This is a genomic window from Pseudoflavonifractor gallinarum, from assembly GCF_014982855.1.
Classification (GTDB): Bacteria; Bacillota; Clostridia; order Oscillospirales; family Oscillospiraceae; genus Pseudoflavonifractor_A; species Pseudoflavonifractor_A gallinarum.
The window spans coordinates 1-17,193 of the sequence record NZ_JADCKF010000006.1 but is presented as its reverse complement, the minus strand read 5'-3'; the positions used below and the strand labels follow the sequence as shown (position 1 = coordinate 17,193).

Below are 17,193 nucleotides of genomic sequence, written 5' to 3'. Positions count from 1 at the left end.
GCTTTTTCATTTGATTGGAGGTCCCATGCTGTATATTTTGATCGCGATCCTGATGTTTGGCCTGCTCATTGCCGTCCACGAATTCGGCCACTTCTTTACCGCCAAGCTCCTTGGGGTAAAGGTGAACGAGTTCTCCATCGGCATGGGGCCGGAGCTGTTCTCCCGCAAGAAGGGAGAGACCCAGTATTCCCTCCGCCTGCTGCCCATCGGCGGATTCTGTGCCATGGAAGGGGAGGAGGGGGACTCCTCCGATCCCCGCTCCTTTGAGAACAAGGCGGCCTGGCGCAAGGTCATCATCCTGGTGGCGGGGTCCTTCATGAATTTCCTGACCGGCGTGGTCATCCTCCTGTTGCTGTCCATCCCGGCCCGGGCCTATCTGCTGCCGGTGGTGTCCAGCTTCTCGGAGGGGTACGGGCTGGAGGACAGCGGCCTCCAGATCGGGGACCGGTTTTTGGAGATCGACGGCCATCCGGTCTGGATCTTCGGGGACGCCAAACTCCTGCTGGACCGGGCCGGGGACACGGTGGACGTGGTGGTGGAGCGGGACGGCGCCCGGGTGGTGCTGGACGATCTCCACATCCCCTATCAGGAGCGGCAGACGGAGCAGGGTATGACCCGCCTGCGGGGGATCAACCTGGGCGCGGTGGAGCGTCCGGCCACGCTCCTGGTGAAGGTGGAGATGTCGGTCAAGCAGTCCCTGGACTATGTGCGTATGGTCTGGTTCAGCCTGGGCGATCTGATCCGGGGCGCGGTGGGCTTCCAGGATCTCTCCGGCCCCATCGGCATTGTCAATACCATCGGTGAGGTGGGGAGCCAGTCGGCCACGCCTATGCAGGCCGTGCAGAATGTGATGAGCCTGGTGGCCTTCATCGCCATCAACCTGGCGGTGATGAACCTCCTGCCCATCCCGGCGCTGGACGGCGGACGGATCTTCTTCCTGCTGATCAACACGGTGGTGACCCTCTTTACCCATAAGAAGCTGGACCCGAAGTATGAAAACGCGGTCAACGTGGCGGGCTTTTTCTGCCTGCTGGCCCTGATGGCGGTGGTAGCCGTCAACGACGTGTACAAACTCATCCAATAAGAAGGGAGCGGCAGGTATGAGCAGACAGATTCACGTGGGAAATGTCCCTGTGGGAGGCGGAGCCCCGGTAACCATCCAGTCCATGACCAATACCCGCACCGACGACGTAGCGGCCACGGTGGAGCAGATCCTCCGTCTGGAGCCCGCCGGGTGTGAGATCATCCGGTGCGCTGTCCCGGACCTGGCCGCCGCAAAAGCGGTGGGGGCCATCCGGGAGCGCATTCACATCCCGCTGGTGGTGGACATCCATTTCGACTACAAGCTGGCTCTGGAGGCCGCGGCGGCTGGGGCCGACGCGGTGCGCATCAATCCGGGCAACATTGGCGGAGAGGACCGGGTCAAGGCGGTGGCCGCCGCCTGCCGGGCGCGGAACATCCCCATCCGCATCGGGGTCAACGGCGGCTCTCTGGAAAAGGAGCTGCTGGCCAAATACGGCGGCCCCACGCCCGAGGCCCTGGTGGAGTCGGCCTTCGGGCATATCCGGCTGCTCAACCGATATGATTTTGACGATATCTGCGTCTCCCTCAAGACCTCCAGCGTGCCCAACACCATCGCGGCCTACCGCCAGATGGCCGCCCAGAGCGATTATCCCCTCCATGTGGGCCTCACCGAGGCGGGGACGCCCCGTATGGGCGTGCTGAAATCCGCGGTGGGGATCGGGGGACTCCTGGCCCTGGGGATCGGAGATACCATCCGGGTCTCTCTCTCGGCGGACCCGGTGGAGGAGGTCTATGCGGCCCGGGATATCCTCAAGGTGGTGGGCCTGCGGCGGGAGGGGGCCGAGCTGGTTTCCTGTCCCACCTGCGGGCGGACCAAAATCGACCTCATCGGCCTGGCCGAAGAGGTGGAGGAGCGCCTCAAGACGGTGGACAAGCCCATCACCGTGGCCGTTATGGGCTGCGTGGTCAACGGCCCCGGCGAGGCCCGCTCTGCCGATGTGGGCATTGCCGGAGGGGACGGCGAGGGCCTCCTCTTCCGGCGGGGCGAGATCGTCAAGAAGGTCCCCCAGAGCCAGCTGGTGGACGAGCTGTTCCGGCTCATCGACCAGATTTGAGCCGCATACCGATACATAGCTAGGAGCGTAGGTCCATGTCTGAGCAGAAGATACCCTTTTTACAACTTTTTTCCGCCTGGCGATCCGAGCCCGAAGTGATGGATGGGCTCCGGGGCCTTCTGGTGAAGCGGGCGGTGATTGACCCGGCGGAGCGCACGCTGCAGGCGGAATTGGAGGAGCCTCCCCACCTGGAGAGGGCGCTCCTCGCCCGTCTGGAGGGGGAGCTGCGGGAGGCATACCGTCTCCAGCGGGTGGAGCTGCTCCAGAGCGCGCCCGCGGCGGCGCCTCCTGAGACGCACCCGCCCATTCCAGCTCCGGAGCCGGTACCGGCTCCCGCACCGGCCCCAGCCCCTGTGGAAGCGCCCGTCCCCAGCGGCGTGGACGCCGATGCGGCCGAGGCCTTTGCCCGCACCGAGGCCATCCGGCAGGAGGCTCTGCGCAAGCTCAAGACGGCCCGGCCCAAGGCAAAGCCCAAGGCCGCCGCCAAGAGCAGCCGCCTTCTCTTCGGCAAGCGGGAGGTGAAGGGGGAGGCGGTGCCCATGAACACCCTGGAGCTGGACATGGGGACCGTCATTGTGGAGGGCGATGTGTTCGCCGTTGACCACAAGGAGCTCAAGAAGCGGGGCGCCTGGGTGGTCTCCTTCGATATGACCGACTATACCGGATCGGTGCGGATCAACAAGTTCTTCCCCGGCGAGGAGGGCAAGCCCATCGTGGACGGGGTGAAGAAGGGACAGCACCTGGTGGTGCAGGGCCGCCTGAACATTGACCGCTTCACCAACGACATGGTGCTGGAGCCCTATGCCATCATGGAGGGGAGCAAGACCGTCAAGATGGATGACGCCCCGGAGAAGCGGGTGGAGCTCCACCTGCATACCACCATGTCCTCCATGGATGCCCTGACCCAGGTGGGCCCCAAGCTGGGACCGGACAAAAACGTGGTCAAGCGGGCCGAATCGTGGGGACATCGGGCCATCGCCATCACCGATCACGGCGTGGCCCAGTCCTTCCCGGACGCCTGGCACTCGGCCAAGAAGATCAAGATCCTCTACGGGGTGGAGGCCTATTTTGTCAACGACGTGGACGACCGGGTGGTGGTCCACGGGGAGACCGAGCAGGACTTTTCGGGGGAGATCGTCTGCTTTGATATTGAGACCACCGGTCTCAATAAAAAGCGGGACCTCATCACCGAGATCGGCGCCGTGGTGCTGCGGAACGGGGAAGTGGCCGAGACCTTCAACACCTTTGCCGACCCGGGCCGCCCTCTGGACCGGAACATCGTGGAGCTCACCGGCATCACCGACGAGATGCTCCAGGGCGCGCCCTCCCAGGAGGAGGCCATCAACGCCTTCCTGGACTTTGCCGCCGGCCGGCCCCTGGCCGCCCACAACGCGGAGTTCGATATGGGCTTTATCGCCGAGGGATGCCGCCGGATGGGCCGGCCCTTTGAGAATACCTCTCTGGACAGCCTGATCCTGGCCCAGAACCTGTTGCCCCAGCTCTCCAAGCACAAGCTGGACATCGTGGCCGAGCACCTGAACCTCCCGGCCTTCAACCACCACCGGGCCAGCGACGACGCGGCCACGGTGGCCTATATGCTGGTGCCCTTCTTCCGGATGCTGGAGGACCGGGGGGTCCACACCCTCCAGGCCATCAACCCGGCCATGACCAAGCTCCGGGGCGCGGGCAAGGCCAAGCGCCAGCCCAAACACCTCATCGTCCTGGCGAAAAACCAGCTGGGCCTGCGCAATCTCTATCAGCTGGTGTCCAAGGCCCATCTGGAGCACTACAAGCGCTATCCCATCATGCCCAAGAGCCTTATCAACCAGCACCGGGAGGGCTTGATCCTGGGATCGGCCTGTGAGGCGGGTGAGCTCTATGACGCGGTGGTCAAGCACAAGGACTTCCAGGAGCTCAAGCGCATTGCCTCCTGGTATGACTATCTGGAGATCCAGCCGGTGTGCAACAACGCCTTTATGCTCCGCAAGGGCATCGTTCAGAGCGTGGAGGAGATCCGGGATTTCAACCGCACCATCGTGGAGCTGGGCCGGGTGCTGGATAAGCCAGTCTGCGCCACGGGGGACGTCCACTTCCTGGACCCGGAGGACGAGGTCTACCGGCACATCCTGCTGGCCACCAAGGGCTTTGAGGACGCCGACTCCCCGCTTCCCATCTACTTCAAGACCACCACAGAGATGCTGGAGGAGTTCTCCTATCTGGGAGAGGAAGAGGCCTACAACGTGGTGGTGCACAATACCAATCTGGTGGCCGACTGGTGCGAGGATGTGGTCCCCCTGCCCAAGGGACTCTTTGCCCCCAATCTGGAGGACTCAGAGGGTGAGCTCAAGCGCCTGGTATGGGGCAAGGCCAAGGCACTCTATGGGGAAGAGCCGCCCCAGCTGGTGGTGGACCGCATCAATATCGAGCTGGATGCCATCCTGGGCCGCCACTACGACGTGATCTACATGTCGGCCCAGAAGCTGGTGCAGGACTCGCTGGACCACGGCTATCTGGTGGGCTCCCGTGGATCGGTGGGCTCCTCCCTGGTGGCCTTCATGTCGGGCATCACGGAGGTAAACTCCCTGCCGCCCCACTACCGCTGTCCCAACTGCAAGCACTCCGACTTTGAGACCGGCGTGCGGGAGGGATACGGCTGCGGCGCGGATATGCCCGACGCGGTGTGTCCCGTGTGCGGGACGCCCTATGTGAAGGACGGCTTCAACATCCCCTTCGAGACCTTCCTGGGCTTCGGCGGCGACAAGGTGCCCGATATCGACCTGAACTTCTCGGGAGAATATCAGGCCAAGGCCCACCGTCACACCTTTGAGCTCTTTGGAGAGAGCCACGTGTTCCGGGCGGGCACCATCGGCACCGTGGCCGAAAAGACCGCCTTCGGCTATGTGAAGAAATACCTGGACGAGCGGGCGGCCCATGTGACCCGGGCCGAGGAAAACCGCCTGGCCCTGGGCTGTACCGGGGTCAAACGGACCACGGGCCAGCACCCCGGCGGCATGGTGGTCATTCCCCAGGACCGGGAGATCTATGATTTCTGCCCGGTCCAGCACCCGGCGGACGACACGGGGACCAACATCATCACCACCCACTTCGAATATCACTCCATGGAGTCCAACATCCTCAAGCTGGACATGCTGGGACACGATGACCCGTCCATGATCCGCATGCTGGAGGACCTGACGGGGATGGACGCCAAGACCATCCCCCTGGACGACCCGGACACCATGTCCATCTTCACCTCCTCCGAGGTGCTGGGCTATGCCAACGACAAGGTGTTGGGCCCAACCGGGGCGGTGGCCATCCCGGAGTTCGGTACCTCCTTTGTCCGGGGGATGCTGGTGGATACCCAGCCCACTCAGTTTGACATTCTGGTGCGTCTGTCCGGCTTCTCCCACGGAACCGACGTGTGGCTGGGCAACGCCAAGGATCTGATCGTCAACCAGGGCATCCCGGTCGGACAGGCCATCGGGTGCCGCGATGACATCATGATCTTCCTCATCTCCTGCGGTATGCCGGAAAAGCGCTCCTTCAAGATCATGGAGTCGGTGCGAAAGGGGAGAGGGCTGCCCGAGGGGGCGGAGGAGGAGATGCAGGCCGCGGGGGTCCCCGACTGGTACATCGGCTCCTGCAAGAAGATCAAGTATCTCTTCCCCAAGGCCCACGCGGTAGCCTATGTGATGATGGCCTACCGCATCGCCTGGTTCAAGGTGCATGAGCCGCTGGCCTTCTATGCGGCCTACTTCTCCATCCGGGCCAAGGCCTTCGACGCCACCTGCATGTGCTGGGGAATGGAGACCGCCCAGGCCAAGATGAAGGAGATCGCGGCCAAGGAGAAGGCGGCCACCGCCGTGGAGCAGGATATGATGACCACGCTGGAAGTGGTCTATGAGTTCTATCTCCGGGGCTTCACCTTCCGGCATGTGGACCTCTACGAGTCCCACGCCACCCTCTTCCGGGTGGACCGGGAGAAGCGGGCCCTCATCCCACCCTTTACCGCCATTCCCGGTCTGGGCGAGACCGCGGCCTGGTCCATCCTGGAGCAGCGGGAGGGAAAGCACTTCATCTCCATCGAGGAGTTCTCCGCCGCCTGTCCCAAGGTGTCCAAGACCCATATCGAGCAGCTCAAGGCGGCCGGAGCCCTGGACGGGATGCCGGAGACCAGCCAGATCACCCTCTTCTAAGGGGACGCGGGCTTGCGTTTTCCGACCGGGGGTGATACCATGAAATCAGATTACTTTTATAGATAAGGAGTGTTTCACAATGCTGGACGCAAAGGTAGCCGAGCTTTTGAACAATCAGGTGAACAAGGAATTTTATTCCGCTTATCTCTATCTGGATTTCTCTGTCTATTTTGACGACATTGGTCTGGACGGGTTTGCTAACTGGTATCAGATCCAGGCCCAGGAGGAGCGGGACCATGCCATGCTCTTCCTGAAATATCTCCAGAACAACGGATGCAAGGTCACGCTGGATGCCATTGCCAAGCCGGACAAGGTGCTGAAGGATAAGCTGGAAGTGCTGGAGTTTGGCCTGGAGCACGAGCGCTATGTCACCAGCCTGATCCACGAGATGTACGAGGCGGCCCATGAAGTCAGGGATTTCCGCACCACTCAGTTCCTGGACTGGTTTGTCAAGGAGCAGGGCGAGGAGGAGAAGAACGCCGAGGACCTCATCAAAAAGATGAAGCTCTTTGGAGACGATGCCAAGAGCCTGTATATGCTCAACAGCGAAATGGCAGGACGGGTTTATTCCGCCCCTTCGCTGGTGCTGTAAGAGGAACGGCCCCTGTCCGCACTGCGGACAGGGGCCGTTTTGTCGGATCTCCCGTTCTCCCAAACCAAAAGAGCTTGACAAAGTGCTCTTGTTATAGTATATTAGCGTGGTAAAGCGATGAAGAAGGAGGGCGGCGCGCTATGGCCTATACGATTCACACCCCGGAGGGTACCCGGGACCGACTCTTTGCGGAATGCCGGGACCGGCGGGATACGCAGACCGCACTGACCGATCTGTTCCGTCGGCGGAGCTATTCTGAGGTGAGTACGCCGGAGGTGGAGTTCTACGACCTGTTTCTCCGCTCGGGGAACCCGATTCCCCAGGAGGCCATGCTCAAGATCATCGACCGCAGCGGGAAGATCATGGTCATGCGGCCCGACTGCACCGCCCCCATCGCCCGGGTAGCGGCCACCAAGCTCAAGCATCTGCCGCTTCCCCAGCGGCTCTACTATGCCGAGACGGTGTTCCGCTCCGGCGACCAGCACCGGGGAGGCAGCAGCGAGATCGCCCAGTGCGGGGTGGAACTCATCGGCGCGGCGGGCCGGAAGGCGGACCTGGAGATGATCGCCATGGCGGTGGACGCCCTGCGCGCCTGCGGGCTGGCCCGGTTCCACATTGAGCTGGGACACGCCGGATTCTTCTGCTCTCTGGCCGAGCGCATGGAGCTGGAGGAGGATCAGGTGGAGGAGCTTCGAACTCTGATCGAGGGCAAGAATTTCGCCGCGCTGGGGGATTTCCTGGCCCCCTATCAGGGGCAGAGCGCCACAGCCGCCCTGGGAAAGCTCTCCCGTCTCTTTGGCGGGGCAGAGGTGCTGGAGGAGGCCGAGGCCCTGGCCGGGGAGAACGAGGCCCTCTCCTATCTGCGGGAGCTCTATGAGGCCCTATGCGGCGCGGGCTATGGAAAGTATCTGCGCTTTGACCTGGGACTGGTCCACCAGATCGACTACTATACCGGCGTGGTCTTTCGGGGCTATGTGGAGGGGGCGGGGGACGCCGTCCTCTCCGGCGGGCGCTATGACCGTCTGGTGGGTGATTTCGGCCGTCCCGCCCCGGCCACCGGCTTTGCGGTGGATGTGGACGCGGTGGCCGCCTGCCGGCCGGGGACAGAGCTCCCCAGGGTGGGCACGCTGGTCCACTTTGCCGCAGGGGAGCTGGACCGGGCGCTGACCGCGGTGGACGGCCGGGCGGCCGGGACCTGTGAGCTCTCCCCCTGTGAGACACTGGAGGAGACGCTGGCCCTGGCACGCTCCAAGGGCGCGCTCCATGTGCTGGTACTGGATGCCGACGGAGAGAGGATGGTAGAGGTATGAGACAGAATCTCCGCATTGCCCTGACCAAGGGGCGCTTGCAGGACAAGAGCGTGGAGCTCTTCGAGGCCATCGGGCTGGACTGTTCGCCCATCCGCAGCCCCGGGCGGCGGCTCATCCACGCTCTGCCCAACTATCCCCTGGAGGCGGTGCTGGCCAAGGCCCCTGACGTCATCACCTATGTGGAGCACGGGGTCTGCGACTTGGGGATCGTGGGCAAGGATACCATCCTGGAGCAGGGAAAGTCCTTCTACGAGGTGCTGGACCTGGGCTTTGGCCGCTGCCGCTTTGCCCTGGCCGTCCGGGAGGGAAGCGATTTCTACGGCACCTACCGCACCCGGCGGGTGGCCTCCAAATACCCCAATGTGACCAAGCAGTTCTTTGCCCGGAAGGGAATGGACGTGGACATCATCAAGATCGAGGGCTCGGTGGAGCTGGCGCCCATCCTGGACCTGGCCGACGGCATCGTGGACATCGTGGAGACCGGAGCCACCCTGCGGGAGAACGGGCTGGTCCCCATCGAGGACGTGGCCCAGGTGAGCGCACGGCTCATTGTGAATACAGCCAGCATGAAGCTCCACAAGGCCCAGATCGAGGACCTGATCGGCCGCTGTGAGGCGGAATTGAAACGGCGGAGGGAAGAGACATGATCGAGATCATTCAGGCCGACGGCACGCGGGAGCAGGCGGTGATCGCCGCCATGCGCCAGCGGGCGGCTGAACAGAATAGCGAGATCGAGCGTGCGGTGCGCGCCGTGATGGAGGATGTGCGTGCCCGCGGGCTGGAGGCGGTGCGGGAGTACTCCCTCCGCTTTGATGGGCGGGAACCCTATGAGATCACCCGGGAGCAGATGGAGGCGGCCTATGCCGCCTGTCCGCCCGAGCTCATCCGGGCTATGGAGCACGCCGCGGCCAATATCCGGGATTACAATGAAAAGCTCCTCCACCGGAGTGTGGAGTGGGCATCCCCGGACGGCGGCCGGGTGGGCCGGGTGGTCCGGGGACTGACCCGGGTGGGGATCTATGTCCCCGGCGGCACGGCGGCCTATCCCAGCAGTGTGCTCATGAACGCGGTGCCCGCCCGTGTGGCGGGGGTGGAGGAGATCGTCATGGTGACGCCCCCCACGGAAAACCTGAGCAATGCCGTTCTGGCCGCCGCCAAAATCGCCGGTGTGGACCGCTGCATCGCGGTTGGCGGGGCCCAGGCGGTGGCTGCCCTGACCTGGGGCGCGGGCTTCATTCCCCGGGTGGATAAACTGGTGGGCCCGGGCAACGCCTATGTGGCCACCGCCAAGCGCCTGGCCTACGGTACGCTGGACATCGATATGGTGGCCGGTCCCTCCGAGGTGCTGGTCATCGCTGACGGTTCGGCCGATCCCCGGTTTGTGGCCGCCGACCTCCTCAGCCAGGCGGAGCACGACAAGCTGGCATCTGCGGTGCTCCTCACCACCAGCGGCGCGCTGGCGGAGGCTGTCCGGGCGGAGATCGTGCGGCAGACCGGCTACCTGAGCCGCTCGGAGATCATGGAGTGCTCTCTGCGGGATTTCGGCTGCGCCATCGTATGCCGGGACCTGGAGGAGGCCGCTGCCCTCGCCAATGAGATCGCGCCCGAGCATCTGGAGATCATGACGGAGGATCCCCGGGCCCTGCTGCCCGCCATCCGAAACGCGGGGGCGGTGTTCCTGGGGGCGTGGTCTCCCGAGCCGCTGGGCGATTACCTGGCCGGTCCGGACCATGTGCTCCCCACCAGCGGGACGGCGCGGTTTTTCTCTCCTCTGAGCGTGGAGAGCTTTTTGAAGAGTATGAGCGTCATCGAGTACAGCAGGGAGAGCCTGTTCCCCATTCGGGAGGAGATCATCGCCCTGGCCGAGACCGAGAAGCTCACCGCCCATGCCAATTCCATCCGCGTGCGCTTTGAAGCTGCCGGAGCGAGAGGGGAGGGGAAGTGATGGAGGCTTCCATCTACAACGAGAAAGACGGACCCATCCGGGCCTATGTTCTGGAGCGGAAAACCAAGGAGACCTGCATCCGCGCAGACCTCTGCCTGAGCGGCGGAGAGATCCAGGTGTCCACCGGCATCGGCTTTTTCGACCACATGCTCACCGCCTTTGCCTTCTATGGCGGGTTGGGGCTGAAGCTGGAGGCTGAGGGAGACCTCCAGGTGGACGGCCACCACACGGTGGAGGATGTGGGTATCGTTCTGGGGCAGGCCCTGAGCCGGGCCCTGGGGGACCGAAAGGGTATCCGCCGCTTTGCCTCCGCTTACATCCCCATGGATGAGGCCTTGTGCCTCACGGTCCTGGACTTCTCTAACCGTCCCTTCCTGGTCTTTGATGCGGAGATGCCCCAGCCCATGATCGGGAGCTATGACGCCTGCCTTACCGAGGAGTTCATGCGGGCCTTTGCCATGAACAGCGGGCTCACCCTGCATATGAAATGCCTCTACGGCAAAAACGCCCACCACATCACCGAGGCCCTCTTCAAGTCTCTGGGGGTGGCCGTACGGGAGGCCGTGGAGATCACCGGTACCGGCGTCACCTCCACCAAGGGGGTGCTGTGATGGGATATACGGCCATCGTGGATTACGGCGTGGGCAACCTGAAGAGCGTGACTAACGCCCTGCGCTATGTAGGGGTTTCAACTCAGATCACCGGGGAGTCCGCCGTACTGGAGCGGGCGGACGCTATCCTCCTGCCCGGAGTGGGGGCCTTTCCCGACGCGGCGGAGCGGCTGCGGGAGAGCGGCCTGGACCGGGTGCTGCTGGAGCAGGCCGGACGCAAGCCGCTGCTTGGCATCTGCCTGGGCATGCAGCTCCTCTTTGAGCGGGGAGAAGAGGTCAGAAACTGTGAAGGATTAGGGCTTGTCAGTGGATGTATCCGTAAGATAGAGACGGCAGAGAAGCTGCCTCACATCGGCTGGAACCAGCTCGCCTTTCCCAATGACTCCCCGCTCTTTGCCGGGGTAGAGGAGGGGAGTTGCGTCTACTTTGTCCACTCCTTCTGCGGGGTGGAGACCCGCCCTGAGCAGGTCATCGCCACCACCGACTACGGCGCCACGGTGGTGGCGGCGGTCCAGAACGGCAACGTCTACGGCTGCCAGTTCCACCCGGAAAAGAGCGGCGAGACAGGGCTTCAGATTCTAAAAAATTTCGGAGGGCTGAACCGATGATCTTATTTCCGGCCATTGACCTGAAAGACCGAAAAGTAGTTCGGCTTTACAAAGGAGATTTTACAACGGTTCACCAGGTGGCAGAGGACCCGCTGGAGACTGCCCGGGCCTTTTGGCAGGCGGGTGCGAGATATGTCCACATGGTGGACCTGGACGGAGCCCGGGACGGGGTGCGCCAGAACGGCGCGCTGGTCCGGGCGGTGGCAGAGCAGTCCGGCCTGCGGGTGGAGCTGGGCGGCGGCATCCGCAGCATGGAGGATCTGGAAGAGGTCTTTGGGCTGGGGGTGTGGCGGGCCGTCCTGGGCTCTGCCGCGGTGGAGGACCCGGCCTTTGTCCGGGAGGCGGTATCCCGGTACGGGGAGCGGATCGCCGTGGGCGTGGACACCAAGGACGGAAAGGTGCGTACGGCCGGATGGGTCCAGGACTCCGGCCTGGATTATCTGGATTTTGTCAAAGAGATGGAGTCCATTGGTGTAAAGACGATTATCTTTACAGATATCGATACCGATGGAGCTCTGAGCGGTCCGTCCTTTGCCCAGCTGGAGGCCCTCCGCCAGAATTATTCCGGCCAGATCGTGGCGTCGGGCGGCGTCTCCTCCAATGAAGATCTGCGTGCCCTCAGCCGTCAGGGCCTGTATGGGGCCATCATCGGGAAGGCCTGGTACACCGGGGCGGTGGATCTGGCACAGGCCGTCCGGGAGGAGGGAGCGCAGTGTTAGCCAAGCGGATCATACCCTGCCTGGATGTCCGGGACGGAAGGGTTGTAAAGGGAGTTAACTTTATCGATATCCGCGACGCGGGCGACCCGGTGGAGCTGGCAAAGTACTACTCGGACCAGGGGGCGGATGAGATCGTCTTTCTGGACATCACCGCCACGGTGGAGGCCCGCAAGACAGTGGCCGATGTGGTGGAGCGGACAGCACAGCAGGTCTTTGTTCCCCTCACCGTAGGGGGCGGCATCCGCACGGTGGAGGATGTGCAGACCCTGCTCCGCTCGGGGGCGGACAAGATCTCCATGAACTCGGCCGTCGTGGCCAACCCGGAATTGATCGCCCGGGCGGCGGAGCGCTTCGGCTCCCAGTGCGTGGTCCTGGCGGTGGATGCCCGGGCCAGAGGAGACGGCGGCTGGGAGGTCGTGGTGGCCGGGGGACGAAAGCCCACCGGACTGGACCTCATCGAGTGGGTGCGCCGGGGAGAGGCCCTGGGCGCCGGAGAGATCCTGCTCACCTCCATGGACGCCGACGGGACAAAAGCCGGCTTCGACATCCCCATGACCCGGGCGGTGACCCAGGCGGTGGGGATTCCGGTCATCGCCTCGGGCGGCTGCGGCAAGCTGGAGCACTTCGAGGAGGTGTTCCGGGAGACCGGCTGTGACGCGGCGCTGGCCGCCTCACTGTTTCACTTCCGGGAGTTGAGCATCCCACAGGTCAAGGACTATCTGCGGGGCCGGGGTATCCCGGTGCGCTGATCCGGGAGAGAAGGAAAAGGGAGCCGCAGCTCCCGGAAAGGGGAAAGGGATATGTTTGATCTGGACCGCCTGTTCACCAAGTCGGATCTGATCCCTGTGATCATTCAGGAGGCCGACACCAAGGAAGTGCTGATGCTGGGCTTTACCAACCGGGAGGCGGTGGAGCGCACCCTCCAGACCAGGACGGCCTGGTTTTGGAGCCGGAGCCGGAAGAAGCTCTGGAACAAGGGGGAGAGCTCCGGCCATTTCCTCCGGGTGCAGCGGATGATCACCGACTGTGACACCGACACACTGCTCTACCTCTGCAAACCGGTGGGGCCCACCTGCCACACTGGGCGGGAGAGCTGCTTTTTCAATGAGATACCAATGGAACCACAGGAGGGATAAACCATGTGCGAGAAAGACGTACTGGAGAGATTATACGAGGTCGTACTGGAGCGCAAACGCAATCCGCAGGAGGGCTCCTATACCTGCTATCTCTTTGACAAGGGACTGGACAAGATCCTGAAAAAGGTGGGTGAGGAGTCTGCCGAGACCATCATCGCCGCCAAGAACGGGGTGGCCCCCGAGACGGTGGGAGAGATTTCCGACCTCATCTATCATCTGATGGTGCTTCTGGCAGCCCAGGAGATCCCGCTGAGCGCCGTGATGGAGGAGCTGGACCGGCGCAGTCAGAAAATCGGCAACCTGAAACAGTTCCACACCGTGGACCGGGAGACTTAAGACAAAGAGAAGCAAACAGCGGGGGACGGCTTGCCGTCCCCCGCTTTGGTATGTTTTAAACGGATGCTCCATAACAGCCGGAACAGCGGCGGGCGGAGCGGTGGAGTGCGGCAAGGACGGAGAGCAGGGTGTCGTCCATCACTCCGGTCTGTGCCAGCCCCAGGGAGCGCTGGAGCCACATGACATTGCGGACAGAGGCACCGGTGTGCAGACCGGTGGCGGGGCAGCGTTCGATTCCGGAGAGAGCGGTGGAGAGCTCCAGAAAGAGCCGCTGGGCATGGGCGCACTCCGGGCAGCGTGTCCCGGGGGGAATCGCATGGTACACAAGATCACCTCCTATCGGTAAGGTCAGGGGCTGTTTGTACCGGGCTGGCCCTGCTCCCCGACAAATGAGGCCAGGGGGAAGAGGTTTCCGTCAACGATGACGGTATCGCGGATGCCCTCATAGGCGCGGTAAAGGGCGGTCCAGGTGGCGGAATCCACCGCCCCGGTGGCCGGCAGACCTACGTGTCGCTGAAAGGCCATCACGGAGCGCCGGGTGCTGTCACCATAGATGCCGTCCTGTTCCACCGCGGGGACATCGGGGTAAAATTCCGAGAGCACGGTGAGCATGTATTGCAGTACCTTGACGCCGTCGCCCTGGCTGCCCAGGGTGAGGAGCCCGTCGTTGAGATTTTGCAGCTGGAAGCTGTAAAAGGTCTGTCCCTCGCTGACCAGTTCGGACAGGTCGCGGATTCCCACATAGAGATAGACCAGTCGATACCAGGTGGCATTCCCCACGACACCGTCCGGGGTGAGTCCGAAGATCTCCTGAAAGCGGATGACGGACTGTTCCGTGGAGGGGCCGAAGATCCCGTCCACCGGCTGGATACGGGGAATGGCTGGATAATCTCTGGCCACTTGGTTGAGCATGGTCTGGAGCTGGACCACGTCGGGGCCCTGGGCTCCCTGCCGGAGCGGAGCGCCGGGATAGGAGTACTGGATGCCCAGAATGGGCGCGTTGCTGACCAGCTCGATGTTGTCGCCGTAATAATAGCGGAGAATGTCCATGGTGTCATAGCCCTGTTTGGCCAGATCCTGGCTGCCCCATTGGGAAAGGCCATCGCAGGTGGTGGTGGTGCCGTTGCAGAATTTTGCGGCCAGAGGTTCCACATAGCCGATCCGGCGGATGTAAGTATTGAAAATCTCGTCCACGATCTGGTCGATATTCTCATAGGTGTTGCGTCCATGGATGTATTTTTGGTCGTACGCGGTGGAAGAGGTGATGTTAAACGGATAGCCCTGGCTGGGGTAGTACTCGGTATAGACCCGGTTGAGGGCGTAAGAGATGATAGCCAGGATATTGGCCCGGAGCGCTGCGGGCTCCCAGGTGGGGTAGATCTCACTGGAGGCCACATTTTTTACATAGTCTGGAAAGGAGACCGTGACATTTTCGGCGTCTGACCCGGGAGGGCCCAGATGCACGGTAATATATTGCGGGATGTACGGGAGTACGGTGGACGGCATGGCGTTCACTCCAATCGAATCAAAGCTCTTGGGGGGTGATCTGGGCGGTGTCGGTATTTTGGTGGTTGGGCAGCGTGAGGGGGAGAGGGGTGAGTTCGATCTCCTGGATGGTCTCCGTACCGGGAAAGACCTGTACCCCCTGTATGACATGGTATTCGTATCCGGGGGCCTCCGCCCAGATATTGCACAGGGCATAGGGGGTTTCTCCGCCGGGACTGGTACCCTGGGACTGGCTGGGTGTCGTAAGGCGGACGGGGGCGGTCTGACCGTTTGCGTCGGAGACCCGGACGGCCAGCAGAGTCTGCCGCTCATTGGCGGCGCCCTGGGTAAAGGCCACGGTGGCACCCTGGATCGGGAGACGGGCCTGGGAGGCGTAAATACGGGTGATGATGGTTCCGATGGAAGCCAAAGCGCATTCCTCCTTTTTCTTTTTCAGTGTATGGAAAGGCCGCTTCCGATGTGTCAAAAATTTTTTGAAAAAAGGGCTTGCCAAAGGAGGAAAGATATGCTATATTATATAAGCCGTCTGGTGAGGCGACGAAATCCGGGTGTGGCGAAGTTTGGTATCGCGCTTGAATGGGGTTCAAGAGGCCGCTGGTTCGAATCCAGTCACTCGGACCATCGGAGTATCCTTCGGGGTACTCCGATTTTTTATTTTCCAAATTGTTCTGTGATAGTTGTACGGAAACGTGCAACTTTTTGCTTATTTCCCTCTATTTGTAAAGAATGATTTTCTTATACTTTCAAAAGGGGGAATAACTATTGTACTATAAGCAATGTTTCGGTACAATACAAAAGGGTGCCAGACTACCAAGCTGGGTCAAATGGACACATCATTCAGAAGGAAAAACTCACTGTGAAGAATGTCTGAAATTAGATGGTTGTTGGTTTCAGAAAGAAAAAGCCCCACCTTGTCCACATCATCCTTATTGTCACTGCACATTAGACCCGATTCCTTATGCTTTGGTTTTGATGAATGCAACATCATATAGCGATTACAGCAAATTTGATCCCTATCTATTTGACCCAGAAAATACATATAGGCATGGAAAAAATCGAGCATTTGAAAGTTGGGGCTATTCTGTTTCCGATTCCATGTGGCTTAAGAATGAAATTGAGAAACAGGCACTTGAAAAATACCTATCCGGTGACTATACGTTAGGAAAGTTGGATAAACGAGGCCAGCGAATTAATATCAGAGTTACGATTCCCAGAAAAGGCGAATCAGGTAGCGTGTCATTTATTACTGGATGGATGATTATGCCGAACGGAAAACTCAAATTGAATACGCCGTATGGGGGAAAATAAAATGAAGATGATGGACTGTGTAGAAGTGATTGTAGAAAAAGACAGCTATGCAAAAGAAGGCGTTCACAAAGGAATGCAAGGGGTCGTCTGGGAAGAGGAGCCAAAAGACGGTTGCTGGGTCGTTCTCTTTCCTCAATGTGGAGATAAGGAAGATATTGCAGATCTCTACATGAAAGAAGAGGATCTGAAATTGATCCCTGTTATGTCCCCAGATGTGAATGAGCAAATCAAGGCGCAGTTTGATGCACTAGAAAAAGAGAAAAAGGCAGAGGGTATTTCCAATTATATGATTTGATTGGATAAAGCTCTTGCTTGCTGCTTGCAAACCATTGATATTACTGGATTTCCACAGATCCTTTAATGACACTCGGACCAATCGGAGTATCCTTCGGGGTACTCCGATTTTTTATTTTTTAAATTGTTCTGTGATAGTTGTACGGAAGCGTGCAACTTTTTGCTTATTCTCTCCGGTCAGGTAGAATAAGTTTCGCAAAAACAAAAAAAGACATGGTTTGCAGATCTCTGGTAGAATGAAGTTGCGACACCACCATTCGAAAGGAGACAGCAAACCATGTCCGAGAAGATTGTACAGCTAAACGAGGAAGTTATCAAGGGGCAGCTCAAGGAGTTGGTACGAGGCAGCGTAGAGGAAACCCTCAACGAGCTGCTGGAGGCCGAGGCTCAGAAACTGACCCAGGCTGCCCGGTATGAACGCAATGAGCAGCGCCAGGGCTATCGCAGCGGCCACTATAGCCGAAATCTCACCACCACTTCTGGAGATGTCACCC

At 61.0% G+C, this 17,193-nt stretch carries 19 protein-coding genes and 1 tRNA gene; 17 read left to right on the top strand and 3 right to left on the bottom strand.

What is annotated here, in order from left to right:
• The first annotated feature begins 25 nt into the window (after window positions 1-25).
• The 13 genes from INF37_RS07520 to hisE all read left to right on the top strand — a co-directional run bounded on the left by INF37_RS07520 (window position 26) and on the right by hisE (window position 13,591).
• Window positions 26-1,084 (top strand): M50 family metallopeptidase, encoded by a 1,059-nt coding sequence (locus tag INF37_RS07520; RefSeq protein ID WP_101693365.1) that lies wholly within the window; start codon window positions 26-28, stop codon window positions 1,082-1,084.
• Between the two features lie 16 nt (window positions 1,085-1,100).
• Window positions 1,101-2,138, top strand: a complete 1,038-nt coding sequence (gene ispG / locus INF37_RS07515; protein WP_193537488.1) for a flavodoxin-dependent (E)-4-hydroxy-3-methylbut-2-enyl-diphosphate synthase — start codon at window positions 1,101-1,103, stop codon at window positions 2,136-2,138.
• Window positions 2,139-2,173: 35 nt separating this feature from the next.
• Entirely contained in the window at window positions 2,174-6,334 is a 4,161-nt protein-coding gene (locus INF37_RS07510) for a PolC-type DNA polymerase III (RefSeq protein WP_193537486.1), read from the top strand.
• Window positions 6,335-6,413: 79 nt separating this feature from the next.
• Window positions 6,414-6,926: a ferritin gene (locus INF37_RS07505; RefSeq protein ID WP_186962731.1), complete on the top strand. Its 513-nt coding sequence runs from the start codon at window positions 6,414-6,416 to the stop codon at window positions 6,924-6,926.
• Window positions 6,927-7,066: 140 nt separating this feature from the next.
• Window positions 7,067-8,236: an ATP phosphoribosyltransferase regulatory subunit gene (gene hisZ, locus INF37_RS07500; RefSeq protein ID WP_193537483.1), complete on the top strand. Its 1,170-nt coding sequence runs from the start codon at window positions 7,067-7,069 to the stop codon at window positions 8,234-8,236.
• Window positions 8,233-8,883, top strand: coding sequence for an ATP phosphoribosyltransferase (hisG, locus tag INF37_RS07495; RefSeq protein WP_101693360.1), 651 nt, complete (start codon window positions 8,233-8,235; stop codon window positions 8,881-8,883). Before hisZ ends, hisG begins: the two co-directional genes overlap by 4 nt.
• Entirely contained in the window at window positions 8,880-10,181 is a 1,302-nt protein-coding gene (gene hisD, locus INF37_RS07490; protein ID WP_193537481.1) for a histidinol dehydrogenase, read from the top strand. Before hisG ends, hisD begins: the two co-directional genes overlap by 4 nt.
• Window positions 10,181-10,792, top strand: a complete 612-nt coding sequence (gene hisB / locus INF37_RS07485; protein ID WP_193537479.1) for an imidazoleglycerol-phosphate dehydratase HisB — start codon at window positions 10,181-10,183, stop codon at window positions 10,790-10,792. Before hisD ends, hisB begins: the two co-directional genes overlap by 1 nt.
• On the top strand, window positions 10,792-11,400 hold the full coding sequence (hisH, locus tag INF37_RS07480) for an imidazole glycerol phosphate synthase subunit HisH (protein WP_193537477.1): 609 nt from the start codon (window positions 10,792-10,794) through the stop codon (window positions 11,398-11,400). Before hisB ends, hisH begins: the two co-directional genes overlap by 1 nt.
• On the top strand, window positions 11,397-12,119 hold the full coding sequence (hisA, locus tag INF37_RS07475; protein ID WP_193537475.1) for a 1-(5-phosphoribosyl)-5-[(5-phosphoribosylamino)methylideneamino]imidazole-4-carboxamide isomerase: 723 nt from the start codon (window positions 11,397-11,399) through the stop codon (window positions 12,117-12,119). The genes hisH and hisA overlap by 4 nt, the downstream gene beginning before the upstream one ends.
• Complete coding sequence (hisF, locus tag INF37_RS07470; protein ID WP_193537473.1) at window positions 12,113-12,868, top strand: imidazole glycerol phosphate synthase subunit HisF; 756 nt, start codon at window positions 12,113-12,115, stop codon at window positions 12,866-12,868. The genes hisA and hisF overlap by 7 nt, the downstream gene beginning before the upstream one ends.
• Window positions 12,869-12,919: 51 nt before the next feature.
• Window positions 12,920-13,255 carry a phosphoribosyl-AMP cyclohydrolase gene (gene hisI, locus INF37_RS07465; protein WP_101693354.1) on the top strand — a complete coding sequence of 112 codons (336 nt, stop codon included), beginning with the start codon at window positions 12,920-12,922 and terminating at the stop codon, window positions 13,253-13,255.
• 3 nt (window positions 13,256-13,258) lie between these two features.
• Entirely contained in the window at window positions 13,259-13,591 is a 333-nt protein-coding gene (gene hisE / locus INF37_RS07460) for a phosphoribosyl-ATP diphosphatase (RefSeq protein ID WP_193537471.1), read from the top strand.
• Window positions 13,592-13,646: 55 nt separating this feature from the next.
• Here hisE and INF37_RS07455 read toward each other — a convergent pair whose 3' ends face one another.
• From INF37_RS07455 to INF37_RS07445, 3 genes are read right to left on the bottom strand one after another with little or no spacing between them, the layout of a single operon-like run.
• The gene (locus INF37_RS07455; protein ID WP_193537469.1) at window positions 13,647-13,916 is read right to left on the bottom strand and encodes a hypothetical protein; all 270 of its coding nucleotides are present in this window, start codon (window positions 13,914-13,916) and stop codon (window positions 13,647-13,649) included.
• 23 nt (window positions 13,917-13,939) lie between these two features.
• Window positions 13,940-15,097, bottom strand: coding sequence for a peptidoglycan-binding protein (locus tag INF37_RS07450; RefSeq protein ID WP_193537467.1), 1,158 nt, complete (start codon window positions 15,095-15,097; stop codon window positions 13,940-13,942).
• Window positions 15,098-15,116: 19 nt separating this feature from the next.
• Window positions 15,117-15,506, bottom strand: a complete 390-nt coding sequence (locus INF37_RS07445; RefSeq protein ID WP_101693350.1) for a spore cortex-lytic protein — start codon at window positions 15,504-15,506, stop codon at window positions 15,117-15,119.
• 135 nt (window positions 15,507-15,641) lie between these two features.
• On the opposite strand from INF37_RS07445, the gene INF37_RS07440 reads away from it, so the two are divergent.
• The 4 genes from INF37_RS07440 to INF37_RS07425 form a co-directional block, all read left to right on the top strand.
• A tRNA-Pro gene (locus tag INF37_RS07440) sits at window positions 15,642-15,718 on the top strand.
• Between the two features lie 141 nt (window positions 15,719-15,859).
• Complete coding sequence (locus INF37_RS07435; protein ID WP_193537465.1) at window positions 15,860-16,405, top strand: DUF6883 domain-containing protein; 546 nt, start codon at window positions 15,860-15,862, stop codon at window positions 16,403-16,405.
• Between the two features lies 1 nt (window position 16,406).
• Window positions 16,407-16,700: a hypothetical protein gene (locus INF37_RS07430; protein ID WP_193537463.1), complete on the top strand. Its 294-nt coding sequence runs from the start codon at window positions 16,407-16,409 to the stop codon at window positions 16,698-16,700.
• Window positions 16,701-16,976: 276 nt separating this feature from the next.
• On the top strand, window positions 16,977-17,193 hold a 217-nt coding region (locus INF37_RS07425; RefSeq protein WP_193537461.1), incomplete at its 3' end, for a transposase.

Excerpts from the sequence above, each read along its gene's own strand:
- INF37_RS07520 (WP_101693365.1), top strand. The coding sequence starts at position 26 with ATGCTGTATATTTTGATCGCGATCCTGATGTTTGGCCTGCTCATTGCC.
- ispG (WP_193537488.1), top strand. The coding sequence starts at position 1,101 with ATGAGCAGACAGATTCACGTGGGAAATGTCCCTGTGGGAGGCGGAGCC.
- INF37_RS07510 (WP_193537486.1), top strand. The coding sequence starts at position 2,174 with ATGTCTGAGCAGAAGATACCCTTTTTACAACTTTTTTCCGCCTGGCGA.
- INF37_RS07505 (WP_186962731.1), top strand. The coding sequence starts at position 6,414 with ATGCTGGACGCAAAGGTAGCCGAGCTTTTGAACAATCAGGTGAACAAG.
- hisZ (WP_193537483.1), top strand. The coding sequence starts at position 7,067 with ATGGCCTATACGATTCACACCCCGGAGGGTACCCGGGACCGACTCTTT.
- hisG (WP_101693360.1), top strand. The coding sequence starts at position 8,233 with ATGAGACAGAATCTCCGCATTGCCCTGACCAAGGGGCGCTTGCAGGAC.
- hisD (WP_193537481.1), top strand. The coding sequence starts at position 8,880 with ATGATCGAGATCATTCAGGCCGACGGCACGCGGGAGCAGGCGGTGATC.
- hisB (WP_193537479.1), top strand. The coding sequence starts at position 10,181 with ATGGAGGCTTCCATCTACAACGAGAAAGACGGACCCATCCGGGCCTAT.
- hisH (WP_193537477.1), top strand. The coding sequence starts at position 10,792 with ATGGGATATACGGCCATCGTGGATTACGGCGTGGGCAACCTGAAGAGC.
- hisA (WP_193537475.1), top strand. The coding sequence starts at position 11,397 with ATGATCTTATTTCCGGCCATTGACCTGAAAGACCGAAAAGTAGTTCGG.
- hisI (WP_101693354.1), top strand. The coding sequence starts at position 12,920 with ATGTTTGATCTGGACCGCCTGTTCACCAAGTCGGATCTGATCCCTGTG.
- hisE (WP_193537471.1), top strand. The coding sequence starts at position 13,259 with ATGTGCGAGAAAGACGTACTGGAGAGATTATACGAGGTCGTACTGGAG.
- INF37_RS07450 (WP_193537467.1), bottom strand. The coding sequence starts at position 15,097 with ATGCCGTCCACCGTACTCCCGTACATCCCGCAATATATTACCGTGCAT.
- INF37_RS07430 (WP_193537463.1), top strand. The coding sequence starts at position 16,407 with ATGAAGATGATGGACTGTGTAGAAGTGATTGTAGAAAAAGACAGCTAT.